Origin of the sequence: Mycobacterium colombiense CECT 3035 (genome assembly GCF_002105755.1) — a bacterium.
GTDB lineage: Bacteria > Actinomycetota > Actinomycetes > Mycobacteriales > Mycobacteriaceae > Mycobacterium > Mycobacterium colombiense.
Genome location: NZ_CP020821.1, coordinates 4,178,997 through 4,191,734 on the forward strand (window position 1 = coordinate 4,178,997; position 12,738 = coordinate 4,191,734).

The 12,738-nt window shown below is 68.0% G+C and carries 13 protein-coding genes; 8 read left to right on the forward strand and 5 right to left on the reverse strand.

The genetic code is table 11. The annotated features are described in order from the left end of the window. Positions 1–10: 10 nt before the first annotated feature. Genes B9D87_RS19630 through B9D87_RS19640 form a run of 3 tightly spaced genes read right to left on the reverse strand, consistent with a single transcriptional unit; the run spans position 11 to position 3,132 of the window. Positions 11–1,078 carry a DUF7064 domain-containing protein gene (locus B9D87_RS19630; RefSeq protein ID WP_007769611.1) on the reverse strand — a complete coding sequence of 356 codons (1,068 nt, stop codon included), beginning with the start codon at positions 1,076–1,078 and terminating at the stop codon, positions 11–13. Beyond that, the gene (locus B9D87_RS19635) at positions 1,068–2,222 is read right to left on the reverse strand and encodes a sulfotransferase family protein (RefSeq protein WP_007769609.1); all 1,155 of its coding nucleotides are present in this window, start codon (positions 2,220–2,222) and stop codon (positions 1,068–1,070) included. The genes B9D87_RS19630 and B9D87_RS19635 overlap by 11 nt, the downstream gene beginning before the upstream one ends. A 34-nt stretch (positions 2,223–2,256) precedes the next feature. Further along, positions 2,257–3,132: an SDR family NAD(P)-dependent oxidoreductase gene (locus B9D87_RS19640; RefSeq protein ID WP_007769608.1), complete on the reverse strand. Its 876-nt coding sequence runs from the start codon at positions 3,130–3,132 to the stop codon at positions 2,257–2,259. 181 nt (positions 3,133–3,313) lie between these two features. Between B9D87_RS19640 and B9D87_RS19645 the strand changes: the two genes are divergently transcribed. Beyond that, positions 3,314–4,279: a LysR family transcriptional regulator gene (locus B9D87_RS19645; protein WP_007769605.1), complete on the forward strand. Its 966-nt coding sequence runs from the start codon at positions 3,314–3,316 to the stop codon at positions 4,277–4,279. Positions 4,280–4,317: 38 nt separating this feature from the next. Next, positions 4,318–4,788, forward strand: a complete 471-nt coding sequence (locus B9D87_RS19650; protein WP_007769603.1) for an SRPBCC family protein — start codon at positions 4,318–4,320, stop codon at positions 4,786–4,788. Here B9D87_RS19650 and B9D87_RS19655 read toward each other — a convergent pair whose 3' ends face one another. Further along, positions 4,789–5,349 (reverse strand): pyridoxamine 5'-phosphate oxidase family protein, encoded by a 561-nt coding sequence (locus B9D87_RS19655; protein ID WP_007769601.1) that lies wholly within the window; start codon positions 5,347–5,349, stop codon positions 4,789–4,791. A 162-nt stretch (positions 5,350–5,511) separates the two neighbouring features. On the opposite strand from B9D87_RS19655, the gene B9D87_RS19660 reads away from it, so the two are divergent. Both B9D87_RS19660 and B9D87_RS19665 read left to right on the forward strand, forming a co-directional pair. Further along, entirely contained in the window at positions 5,512–6,126 is a 615-nt protein-coding gene (locus B9D87_RS19660; protein ID WP_040629621.1) for a TetR/AcrR family transcriptional regulator, read from the forward strand. A 68-nt stretch (positions 6,127–6,194) separates the two neighbouring features. Further along, entirely contained in the window at positions 6,195–6,680 is a 486-nt protein-coding gene (locus B9D87_RS19665) for a YkgB family protein (RefSeq protein ID WP_007769587.1), read from the forward strand. Here the strand turns inward: B9D87_RS19665 and B9D87_RS19670 are convergent. Further along, a complete protein-coding gene (locus B9D87_RS19670; protein WP_085382822.1) occupies positions 6,642–7,268 on the reverse strand; it encodes a TetR/AcrR family transcriptional regulator in 627 nt (208 codons plus the stop codon). The genes B9D87_RS19665 and B9D87_RS19670 overlap by 39 nt on opposite strands. A gap of 132 nt (positions 7,269–7,400) precedes the next feature. Here B9D87_RS19670 and B9D87_RS19675 point away from each other — a divergent pair, with 132 nt between their 5' ends. The 4 genes from B9D87_RS19675 (at position 7,401) to B9D87_RS19690 (ending at position 12,728) form a co-directional block, all read left to right on the forward strand. Next, positions 7,401–8,024 carry a TetR/AcrR family transcriptional regulator gene (locus B9D87_RS19675; protein WP_085382823.1) on the forward strand — a complete coding sequence of 208 codons (624 nt, stop codon included), beginning with the start codon at positions 7,401–7,403 and terminating at the stop codon, positions 8,022–8,024. A gap of 90 nt (positions 8,025–8,114) precedes the next feature. Next, on the forward strand, positions 8,115–9,914 hold the full coding sequence (locus B9D87_RS19680) for a flavin-containing monooxygenase (protein ID WP_007769579.1): 1,800 nt from the start codon (positions 8,115–8,117) through the stop codon (positions 9,912–9,914). Continuing rightward, complete coding sequence (locus B9D87_RS19685) at positions 9,911–11,476, forward strand: flavin-containing monooxygenase (RefSeq protein WP_040629516.1); 1,566 nt, start codon at positions 9,911–9,913, stop codon at positions 11,474–11,476. Before B9D87_RS19680 ends, B9D87_RS19685 begins: the two co-directional genes overlap by 4 nt. 160 nt (positions 11,477–11,636) lie before the next feature. After that, entirely contained in the window at positions 11,637–12,728 is a 1,092-nt protein-coding gene (locus tag B9D87_RS19690) for a sulfate ABC transporter substrate-binding protein (protein WP_052002426.1), read from the forward strand. Positions 12,729–12,738 lie beyond the last annotated feature (10 nt).

The window sequence follows — 12,738 nt, forward strand, 5'->3', positions numbered from 1 at the left end:
TGGATTCCTTTCAGTCGCGGGCGATTTCGTCGAGGGGGTTGGAGCGTTCCAGCATGCCGTAGGCCTGCTCGCCGTCCCATGTGTAGCGCACGCCGGCCTGCTGCACCGCGGGGAACTGAGACATCTCCTGCTTGAGGGCGTGCATGGAGTACATGTCGTCGTCGTGATGGATATCGTGGGTGGAAAACACTGTCTCGCCGTCGATTTCGACGCGGCCATCGGCGGTCTCGAGAACCAGCGGCACGCGCTCGCCGAGCGGCCGCAGCCGCGTCAGCCACGGCGCCTGCACCGCCCGGGCGGGTATCAGGCCGCCGTCGCCGGTGAAGACGAAACCCTCGTTGAAGGTGGGCTGACCGTCGGCGCGCGGCGGGTAGGCGATGTAGCCGAACGCGCGCCCGCTGCCGAATACGGCCGACTGCCAGCAGTGTCCCCAGAAGCCGGCGAGCTTGCGCACCCCGGTGCGCCGGATGCGCAGCCCGCTGCCGGTGAACCGATGCAGCCGCTCGCCCGTGGCATGGAATTCGCCTGTGGCGGTAAACAACTGCTCGTACCGCGGGCCGCCCATGATGGCGCCCACCGCGGTCGTCCTGAGCTGGGTGTCGGCGTCGGAGTGCAACGCGCCCTGGACCCACGGCGGTACGGCCATCTTCGCCTCGACGTGGAAGCTGATGTCCACCGTCGGGCCGTCCTTGCGGCCGGCGACCAGGTCGGCCGACGACGTCTGTACCGCGGGCCCGTCGTAGGACATCGTCCAGGTGTCGAACGGTTCGACGCACCGGAACGCCAACCCGCCGGCGCCGAGCACGGTCGCCCGCCCGTCGGGCCCGCGGGTGGGCAGTGACGGCCCGTTGGTGCGCAGCCGGTAGACGCGGCCATCGGGGAAGGCGGCGTTGAGCTGAATGTCGTGGGAATCCCAATTGGCGCCCACGGCCTCGATTCCGATGCGCGGCAACCCGATCTCGCCGCGGTCGTCGACCACCCAGAAGCTCACCGAGTCGCGCATCTCCGGATCCTCGGGGCGCTGCGCCAGCACGTATTCGCGAGACGGGTCGATGCCGCCCGTCAGGTCAACAGCCATTGCTCTTGTCACTCCTTTCGTGGGACGTCCACCGCCGCGCGCTGTCCACATAGCGCGCGAACCGGGGCCGCACCTCATCGAGGTCGATGCCGAACTGCGTCGGGTCGGCGTGCGAGCTCGGCTCGCGCTCCGCGGCGGCCTGCCGCCACCAACTCTGCATCCGCGCCTCGAACTCGTCGGACACCGGATCGCCCAGCCATGCGTACAGGCCGGCGACCTCGCCGATCGGGTCCGCCTGCATGGCGCGAAAGTCGATGTCGTAGAACCGATCCTCCGCGCCGCCGGCGCGAAACCGCAGTGCGCGTTCCATGCCCAGCGACCAGTGTTCGACGTTGAGCCTGCCGATATACCGGCGGTCGATCCGGTCGCTGAACGCTCCGATGATGTCGGCGTACAGGTCGGCCACCGACAAGAGGACGTCGGTGGGATCGCGATGGGTCATCACGAAGCGCGCGTCCGGGAACGCCGCGTCGAGGGCGTCGAGCCACAAGACGTGCGACGGGCACTTGAGCCGCCACGGACGCGCCGCCTCACCCCATTGCAGCAGTTGCATCACCCGGCGCTGATAGCGGAACGTGGAGGTGAGGTCTGCGCGCTCGACCAACCACGTTGAGTACGAAGGTATTTCGGCGAACGACTGGAAGATGTGGGACTTGAAATCGAGCGCCATCAACTCGTGGCACTCCATCGGTCCGTGGGTGTCCCCGGGGACATGGTGGCGGGTGCCCACCATTTCTCCCCTGTCCGGCGGCACGCGCGGGTCCGCGCCCCGCACCGTCGACGGCGGGGGACAGGGCTGCGCGGACTCCCAGCGGCGCAGGTAGCGCACGCCGGGATCCTGCGCCAGCAACATCGACAACGCGGTGGAGCCGGTGCGGGGCAGCCCGAGGCCGATCAACGGCGCGGTGATCGCGACGTCTCCGATCTCCGGGTGCCTGCGATACCAGTCCTCGACCTGGAGGCGCTGCGAGAGATACCCCACGATGCGTTGGTGCAGAAAGGCTTCGCCGCGCGCGTTGAGGTGCGCCTCGTCGCGCAGCGCGGACAGCAGGATGTCCAGGCCCTCGGTGAACGAGGCGTCGCCGAAGTCGGCGAGGCCGGTCTGCGCTTCGGCCTCGCTCATCACCTGATCGGATGTCAACACGACGTCTCCATGATGAAAGTGCCTGCGGCGGTGGTTAACCCATCCACTGGCCGCCCGCGACGTCGATGGTCTGCCCGCACATGTAGTCGGCCGCCTCGGAAGCCAGGAAGGCGACCATGTTGGCGGCTTCCTCGGGCAACGACGCGCGCCCCAGCTGGACCTGATGGGTGATCGCCTCCCGGATGGCGCCGCGGCCCGCGCGTTGCCTGTCGTCCTGGGGATCGAGCAGGTACTGGCGCATCTCCGGTTTGATCATGATGCCCGGCGCCACGCCCAGAACGTTGACGCCGCGCAGCGCGACCTCATGGGCCAGGTTGCGGGTGAACCCGATGACGCCGGCCTTGCACGCGTTGTAGACCACCAGACCGCGCTGCTGGATGCGGCCGCCGACCGACCCGATGTTGATGATCTTCCCGGACCCCTGGGCGAGCATGTGCTGCAGCGCGGCGTGTGCGCCGTACATCATCATGGTCAGGCTGCCCAGGACGGTGTAGTCGATGTCGGCCTTCGTCTGCAGCTCGAACGGGCCCGCCGCCACCATCACCGGGTTGTTCACCATGATGTCGAGCCCACCGAGGTCGCCGTGGGCCCGGTCCACCGCGTCGTGCACCTGGTCCCAGTCGGACATGTCGGCCTTGACGGGGATGGCCCGCACCCCCCAGCGCTGCTCGACCTCCTTCGCGCGGCGCTCGACCTTCTCGAAGGTGCGGCCGATGAGCGCCACATCGGCCCCGCAGCCGGCCAGTCGGTTGGCGATCGCCTGCCCCAGGCCGTCGCCGCCGGCGCCGGTGACGAACGCCTTCTTGCCGGACAGGTCCATCAACTCGGTGACGCGCTTGCCGACGATGTGCTCGGGCAGCCGATCCAGTCCGAGCAGTTGCACCCAGTCCCGCTCCTCTTGAACCGTCATCGCCGACCTCTCCCTGGACGTTGAGACATTCGAGACATGCCCGCCAGCCATCCCGGCAGGGCATCGCATCGAGCGGCTATGGCCGCGTCAGCCGACCATATGACCCGATCGGCGGCGCAAGGTAATACCAATTCGGGAAAGCGGTCATGCTCGATTTGTATGGCTGGTAGATGTGGTGGCGATGGACACCCACCGGCTCAAGTACTTTCTGCGGATCGCGGAGGAGGGGTCGATCACGCGCGCGGCCGCGGTGCTGGGAATCGCCCAGCCGGCGCTGAGCCGCCAGATCCGGCTGCTGGAGGAGGACCTCGGGATCACGCTGTTCGAGCGGACCCGGCGCGGCGTGCATCTCACGGAGGAGGGCGAGCGGCTGCGATCGTCGACGGCCGCGCCGCTGCGTCAGCTAGAGCTCGCGGTCCGGTATGCCGGATCGCCATTGGCGCGGATCGAGCGCGGGCTGCTGTTCGGCATGGTGCCCACGACGGCCGGCGTGCTGGCCGCGCCGCTGGCGGCGAGCGTTGGCGCCGCGTTCCCGAACGTCCACTTCCACATCGCCGTCGCGGACACCGACGACCTGGTGCAACGCTTGCTGAAAGGCGCGATCGACCTGGCGGTGATCAACCCGGTCTCCGATGACCGGCTGTTCTTCCGGCACTTGCTGATCGAAGATCTCGTGCTGGTCGGCGGGCCCGCGTCGGACCTGTCGCCCGCCAACCCGGTCCGCTTCGCCGACCTGGCCAAGCTTTCGCTGGTGATGCCCAGCGCGCAGACCGGCATCCGCAATACGCTGGAAAACACCGCCCTTCGGCTGAAAGTCGCTCTGACCGACCGCTTTTCGACCGATTCGGTGGAGGTGGCGAAGGATCTGGTCGAGTCCGGGCTCGGCTACGCGGTGCTGCCGTCGGCGGCGTGTGGTGCCGACGTCGAAGCGGGACGGCTGCGGTGCGCGCCGATCTGCGAACCCGAGATCAACCAGCAGCTCGGCGTGGCCGCGAGCTCGGCACTGCAGCTGCCCCGCGAATTCGCGACGAAGATCGGAGTCGTGCTGCGCGAAGAGGTCGCGCGGTTGACCAAATCGGGCTTCTGGCCTGCGCGGTTCGTGCCGTCACCGGTGTGGGATCCGAACGTCCCGGATCCGCAGAACTAGACGGGATTACGCTGCCGGGTAGCGGAAGGAGATTCTCAATGACCGTCACTGTCGTCGACCGGGGGCCCCGCCAGGTGAGCCGCAGGGTCGAGGTGGCCGCCCCGGCCGCGGAGCTGTTCGCCTTGGTCGCCGATCCTCGCCGTCACCACGAGCTGGACGGGTCGGGCACGGTGCGCGACAACATCACCGTGCCGGCGCAACTGGTTGAGGGCTCGAAGTTTTCGACGCACATGAAGATGTTCGGGCTGCCCTACCGGATCACCAGCACGATCACCGCGTTGACGCAAAACGAACTCATCGAGTGGCGCCACCCGTTGGGTCATCGCTGGCGGTGGGAATTCGAGAAGCTGTCGCCGACGCTGACCCAGGTCACCGAGACGTTCGACTACCGCGATGCCGGCGCGCTCAAGAACAAGCTGAACTACTACGAGCGGATGGGCTTCGCCAAGGCGAACGGGTCGGGCATCGAGGCAACGCTGAGCAAGCTGCGCGACCGCTACGCAGGCTGATCAGCCCGTCACCGGATCGGCTGCGTCCCAAGGCATCACGCCGGAGACCCAGTGGCTGAGTTCGTTGACCTGGTCGTTGCGGTGCAGATGGCGTGGCGGCGTCGCGAAGGTGGAGTAGGGCCGGCAGCGGATGACGACGCGGTTCTCGCGTTCGCACATGTCCCGGATCTGCGGGCGGGCCTCCTCGCCGAGTGGCCGGCCGGACATCCGGCCGCCCACCGCCATCATCACGTCGACGGCCAGATCCCGGTCTTGGTCGATGGTGGCGTCGGCGTAGACCTGCAGATAGGCGAACGGCCAGCGCTCGTCGAGGACGCACAGGCTCACCTTGGGATCGCGTTCGACGATGCGGGCCTTGCCGCGGCCGGCCATGGTGGAGACCAGCAATTCGCCGGCGTCGGTGGGGATGTAGTACACGATCGACATCGCCGGGCCGTCGTTGCGGCGGCGGTAGCCGAATACGCAGGTGCGATGCGTGCGCACGAATTCCCGTCGTTCGGAGGGCAGCATGTCGCGGTCGGTGGGAGCGGTGAACGGCTCGGCCGCCAGGGGGAGGAGCATGACGAATGTTCCTTGCTGTCAAGGTGGTTGATCGACCCGATATTTATGGATACAGTGTCTCCGTAATATGCGCGGGTGTCAAGCGGCGGGAGCACCACAGTGAGTGATGTGAGCGACACCGGTCGGCCGCGGCGCCGTTCCCGCGGCCGCCCGGCCCTGCCGGTGGACCGCATCCTGGCCGCGGGCGTCGACCTCGTCGACGAACAGGGGCCGGAGGCTCTGTCGATGCGCGCGCTGGCGCAACGCCTGGCGTCGGGCACCGCCACGCTGTACCGTCACTTCTCCAATCGGTCACAGCTGGTCGCCCTGGTGGTCGACCACATCCTCGGCGAGGTCGATCTCGATGCGGACGAACTCGCCGCACTGCCGTGGCAAGACGCCTGTATCTTGTTCGCGCAGCACATGTTTGACGCGTTGAGCAGACACGGAAATGTCGCACCGCTGTTGATCGAGTACACGCCGATGGGGCCGAACGCGTTGGCCAACCGCGAGCGCTGCCTGGCCGTCCTGCTCGACAACGGCTTTCCACCGGCGGTTGCGGCCCACGCGTACGCGACCCTGGCCCGTTACGTCCTGGGATTTGCGATCCAGCTGTCCGGCGCGACGGCGACCGACGGCGAACGAGACGCCGAACTCTCGGCGGCGTTTCACCGCCTCGATCCGGTCCGCTTTCCCGCAACGGTCACCGTCGCCGACGACCTACCCGTGCCGCTGGCCGACGAATTCGCTTTCGGGTTGCGGCTCATCGTCGCGGGACTCGAGCGATTGCGGAAGTGAACTCGAACGCGGCCTGCACCGTGGGTTGGGTGGATGCCCGGTTTGTGCTCGCGAAAGGACGTCGCCCGATGATCGATCTCACCCATGCGCCGACGACGGCGCCGGCGCTGACCCGGTGGGGCCACCTCGTCAGCCGCTACGGCCTCGTGCTCGTCCTGGCGTGGATCGGTCTGGGCAAGTACGTGAAAATGGAAGCCCGCGTGCTGATTCAGCACAGCCCGCTGATGAGCTGGGTCTACAACGTCTTCAGCGTCACGTTCGTCGCGCGCGCACTTGGAACGATGGAAATCGTTGCCGCCGTTCTGATCGCGTTGCGGCCGCTGTGGCCGCGGATCTCGGCCGCGGGCAGCGCGCTGGCGGTGGTGCTGTTCTTGGGCACGCTGAGCTTTCTGTTCACCACCCCAGGGGTGGTCATGGCCCACGCCCACGGCCTTCCGGTGCTCTCGGCGCTGCCGGGCCAATTTCTGCTCAAGGATCTGGTCTTGCTCGGTGTCGCGCTGTGGACGTTGGGCGACTCACTGAGGGCCGCCGGTGAACAGCGTTCCCCGCAATAGCATCTTGGCCGAATCGAGGGTCGCGGCGTAAGCGCCCGGGTCGAGGCCGGCAGCCCGTTCCGTCAGGCCGCGCGCCAGCGCATGGATCGCATTCACCACGGCACCCGGATCGGTGCCGGCGGGCAGCGCACCCCGTGCTCGGGCGTCCCCGATGATCTCGGAAATGATGTCGCGCAACGCATTCGGACCGGGCGGCCGCCACCGGTCGCCGTGTTCGTGGCCGATCACGCGCATCGCTCGTTCGAAGGCGGCCAGATCGGGATAGTCGCGCATCAATTGGCTTGACTCGTCGAGCACCGCCGCGAGGCGATCGATGACGGTGTCCGCCTGCGCGGCGGCCGCCCGCAGCCGGGGGAGTGCGATCCGGTCCATCTCGGCGACGGTGGCCTCGAGCAACTCGGACTTGTTCGCAAAGTAGTGATACAAACTCCCGCTGGTCATGTCCGCGGCGCGGGCGATCTCACGAATCGTCGCGCGGGTGCGGCCCGTCTCGGCCACGCAGCGCATCGCCGCGGCGATGATCCGTGCCCGGGTCTGCTCGGCGTCTGCGCCCACCGGCCGGCCCAATTGCGGCCCGGTGACGGTCATCCCGCGTCGCGGGCCCGGTGATCGCGCATCGCGTACCTCCGTGCCGATACCGTCAAGGGAATTGATCGTCCGATTATATTCGATGTATTGCGAGCCGTCGGCCGACAGGGAGCGATCAGTGCAGGCAGCGCCGTGACGCGGGCGCCACGCGGGCGCCCGGTCGGTGCCAGCGGCGAGGAGACTCGCCGCCGGATCATCGTCGCCACCATGCGGTGCGTGGCCACGGTCGGCTACGCGCGCGCGACGATTCGTGAGATCGCCCGCGCCGCGGGCGTCACCAGTGCGAGCCTCTACAACTACTTCCCGAAAAAGTCCGAACTGATGAAGGCCGCGGTGGCCGCGCGGACGGACATCGCGGTGCCGCGACTGCGCCGGGCGGCCACCCGGCCGGGCGACGCGATCGCGCGGCTAGAGGCGGTCCTCGACGAATCGGGCCGGCTGATGCGCGAATATCCCGACCTCGCGGCGTTCGAGTGGGTGATCCGGGCGGAGAACGCGATCGGCGTCGGCGTCTCCGCGCCGGAAGGGTTTCAGGCCTTCCGCGAGATCATCGACGGCATCGTCGAGGACGCCTTCCGCGAGGGCGGCCTCGCCGGCCGTGCCGACCCGCGCGGCGCCGCCGAGGCGATCTACGCGCTGATCTACGGCCTGACCGAATTGGCGGCCACGCTCACGGCCGAGGACTATCAGGCGGCGCTGGCGTCGGCCAGACGCCTGGTCCGGGGCGTCCTGCTCGCCCCGGCCTCGCCGGCATAGCCGCCGGTAAACGACCTTTTGGGCGCCGGCACCCTTGATATGATCAAGCGATTGATTATAAGGTCGGGGCCACGGAGAGGAAGCAGGGCCGTGACCGAGACCGTTGGCCAGGTGCTTGACGTCGACGCGCTGCGCCGCAAGTACGCCGAAGAGCGCGCGCGCCGCATCCGCGCGGACGGCATCGGCCAGTACGTCGAGATGGCCGGCGCCTTCGCCCGGTTCGCCGACGACCCGTGGGCCAACGGGGACCACGCCCGCGAGCCGCTCACCGATGAGGTGGACGTCGCCATCGTCGGCGCCGGGTTCGGCGGGCTGTTGACCGGCGCGCGGCTACGCCAGCTCGGCGTCGAGAGCGTGCGGCTGATCGACCGGGCGGCCGACGTCGGCGGCACCTGGTACTGGAATCGCTATCCCGGGATCGCGTGTGACGTCGAATCGTACGTGTACATGCCGCTGCTCGAGGAGCTCGGCTACACACCCACCGAAAAGTATGCGAAGGGCCCGGAGATCTTCGCGCATTGCCGGCGGATCGCCGAGCACTACGACCTCTACCGCGACGCCTGCCTGCAGACCGACGTGCGGGAAATCCGTTGGGATTCAGCGGAATCCCGCTGGATCATCCGCACCGACCGAGGCGACGAGATGCGCGCCAGGTTCGTGTCCATGGCCAACGGCTATCAGGCCAAACCGAAGCTGCCGGGCATCGACGGGCTCGGCGCCTTCGGCGGGCATGCGTTCCACACCAGCCGCTGGGACTATGCCTACACGGGACCGGCCTTGGAGAACCTGGCCGACAAGCGCGTCGGCATCATCGGCACCGGCGCCACGGCGATCCAGTGTGTACCGCACCTCGCCGCTGCCGCCCGGCGGCTCTACGTCTTTCAGCGCACCCCGTCGTCGGTGGACGTGCGGGCCAACCGCGCCACGGATCCGGAGTGGGCCAACGGTTTACAGCCCGGGTGGCAACGCGAGCGGATACACAATTTCCAGATCCTCACGGCCGGCGGCCAAGCCGACCAGGACCTGGTGGCCGATGCCTGGACGAGCATCACCCGCAAGCTGCCGGTGATGCGCCAGGATCGCGACGGCCTCACCGATCCCGAACAGCGCGGCCGAGACATCGAACTGGCGGACTTCGCCAAGATGGACGAGATCCGGGCGCGCGTCGCGGCGATCGTCACCGATCCCGCCACGGCCGAGGCGCTCAAACCGTGGTACGGATACTTCTGCAAACGACCCTGCTTCCACGACGAGTACCTGCCGACGTTCAACCGGGACAACGTCACCCTGGTCGACACCCGCGGCCGCGGGGTGCAGCGCATCACCGAGGCCGGCGTGGTGGTCGACGGCGTCAGCTACGAAGTCGACTGCCTGATCTTCGCAACGGGTTTCGAGGTGGGCACCGACTACTGCCGCCGCACCGGATTCGAGCTGATCGGCCGCGACGGCGTGACGCTGACCGAACATTGGGACGACGGTGTGCGTACCTTCCAGGGCCTGTGCACCACCAAGTTCCCCAATTGCTTCATCGAAAGCATCGCCCAGGCCGGCCTGACGGTGAACTTCCCCTACCTGCTCGACGTGCAGGCCGGCCACGTCGCGTGGATCATCGCGACCGCACTAGCCGACGGCATCACCGAAATCGAGGCCGCGCCCGACGCCGAGGCCGGCTGGGTCGACACGGTGGTGGCGCGCTCGGTCGCGAGCGCCGAGCGCGCCAAGACATGCACGCCCGGCTACTACAACCGAGAAGGCAAGGCCGACGCCAAGACTCGGCAGGGCAGCTTCTTCTTCGGCGCTCCCACCGAATACGCGGACATCCTGCAGCGGTGGCGGGCCGACGGCGACCTGAACGGCATGGTGATCCGGCGCGCCGGGGACCGACCGTGACCAGCCGGAAAGCCCGCGCGCTCTACGCCATTGGGCGGATGCGGGCGGCGACTAGGCGCCGGCGCGGACCGAAGGTGGCCATCATCGGCGCCGGCTTCGGCGGTCTGGGCGCGGCCGTCGCGCTGCGCCGCGCGGGCGTCGACGACCTGGTGATCATCGAGGGCGCCGACGGGGTCGGCGGCACCTGGCGGCGCAACACCTATCCCGGTGCGGCCTGCGATATCCAAAGCCACCTGTATTCGTTTTCCTTCGCCCCCAACACATCCTGGAGCCGTACCTACGCCCGGCAGCCGGAGATACTGGCCTACCTGGAATCGGTGGCCGACGACTTCGACCTGCGTCGCCATCTCCTGCTGGACACCACGGTCCGCTCCGTGCGGTGGGACGCGCGTGCCGGCGCGTGGCATTGCCGGCTGGAGCGCGACGGGCAGCCGTCCACCCTGACCGCCGACGTCGTCGTGTGCGCGGTCGGCCTGTTCGGTTCCGTCAAGCTCCCCGATATCGAGGGGCTGCGCGACTTCGCGGGCCCGGTGTTGCACACCGCCGCATGGGATCACGACCTCGATCTGGCCGGACGGAGCGTAGCGGTGATCGGCACCGGCGCCAGCGGGGTTCAGCTGGTGCCCGAGCTGGCGAAGACCGCGGGGCACGTCACGGTCTTCCAACGCACCCCGCCGTGGATGGTGCCGAAGGACGACCGTCCCTACAGCGCAACCGAATTGGCCCGATTCAAACGCAGCCCGCTCGCCGTGCGACGCACCCGCTGGCAGATCTGGAAGTTCCAGCACGACAACACCGCGACCTTCGCCGACGACCCCGTGGTGACGGCGCGCACGCAGATCGCGGCGTCGTTCCTGGACCGTACCGTCGACGACGAACCGTTGCGCCGGGCGCTCACGCCGGACTATCCGTTCCGCTGCAAGCGGGTGCTGCTCGGCGACGATTATTACCGGGCCCTGCAACGCGACAACGTCGAACTGGTCACCGACCCCATCGCGCGCATCGGCCCGGCATCGGTGATCACCGCATCGGGCGCGGACGTCGAGGTCGATGCCATCGTGCTGGCCACCGGCTTCGAGACGTCCCGCTACCTGTCCGGCATCGACGTCGTCGGCGTCGGTGGACGAAAGCTGCACGAGCACTGGGGCGCCGACCCGAGCGCCTACCTAGGGGTGGCGGTCAGCGGATTCCCGAACTTCTTCATGCTCTACGGACCCAACACCAATCAGGGCGGCAACTCCATTGTCTACATCCTCGAGGCCGGGGCGCGGCTGGTCGCCAGCGCGGTCAGCCGGCTGGCGCGCCACGGCGGATACCTCGACGTGCGGCCGGAGGCCGAAAAGCGTTACAACGACGAGCTTTCCGCTGACCTGGAGCGCACCATCTGGACGCAGTGCGACAGCTACTTCCGATCACCGTCCGGCCGGATCGTCACCCAATGGCCCTACACCGAGCTGGAGTACGCGCGGCGAACCTGGCGGCTGCGGGCGCGGGAATGGACCCACGGCAGGATGCGCGACGACGCCCGTGTGCCGAGAGTCGCCGTCGGCGCCGAGGAATAGCCGGCCCAGGCCCGCCCGCGTGCTCGCGACGGCCCAAACAGCTTGGGCGTATTTATCTTCAGGCTGATTCTCATGGCTGTCGCCGGGTAGCCCGATCGTTAACATTCTTAAAAATGTTCGGTGCCACACGAGGCTGTTTGGCACATCATCATGAATGGTGATGGGAGGTGTGGCTGGTGTGGTGAAACTGTTGCCACCCGATGCGGCGCGCCCGTCGCTACGCCTGCCCTGGCTCAGCATCCTGGGCGTGCTCGCCATCGTCGTCGCCACGACCGCGATCGTGCTGAAAAATCTCCCGACGGCTGGTTCCAACGAAATCCTCAACGTCTCCTACGACCCCACGCGCGAGTTGTACGCCGCGCTGGACAAGGAATTCGTCGCGGATTACCGCACGCACAACGGAACGACGCTGACCATCAAGGAGTCTCACGGCGGATCGGGACGCCAGCTCCGCAGCGTGCTGGACGGCAGTCAAAAAGCCAGCGTGGTGTCGCTGGCACTGATCAGTGACATCGACACGCTCAGCAAGCGGGGCCTGATCGCCGGCAACTGGCAGCAGCGGTTGCCCAACGCCTCGGTGCCCTACACGTCGACCATCGTCTTCGTCGTCCGCAAGGGCAATCCCAAGGCAATTCACGACTGGCCCGACCTGACGAACCCCGACGTGGCCGTGGTGTCGCCGAACCCACGGACATCCGGCAACGGTCAGCTGAGCGTCCTGGCGGCGTGGGGCTCGGTCACCACCCGCGGCGGCACTCCGGCACAGGCGGTCGCCTACGTGAAGTCGCTGCTGCAGCACGTGGCGGTCGCCGACGCCGGGGCCCGCGGCGCCGGCGACAGTTTCGCGCTGGCCAAGATCGGCGATGCCCAGTTGACATGGGAGAACGAGGCGCTGCGTGAGGTCGCCGCGAACAGGGACGACCTGGAGGTGGTCTATCCGCCCGTCAGCATCCTCGCCCAGCCCGCGGTCGCATGGGTCGACGCGAACGTGACCGATCCGCAGACGGCGGCTCACGCCAAGGCCTACCTCGATTACCTGTTCACCGACGCCGCCCAGGAACAGGTGGCGCGATTCGGGTATCGCCCGTTCAAGCCGGCGATCCTGGCCAAGCACGCCGACCGGCTGCGCCCGCTGACGCTGTTCCCGATCAGCGCCATCGCCAAGGACTGGAGCGACGCCCGGGAACAGTTCTTCGGCACCAACGGAATCCTGGACATGATCTCGGCGCCCGGCGCGGCGTCGGGTGCGTAGCGGAAAGACG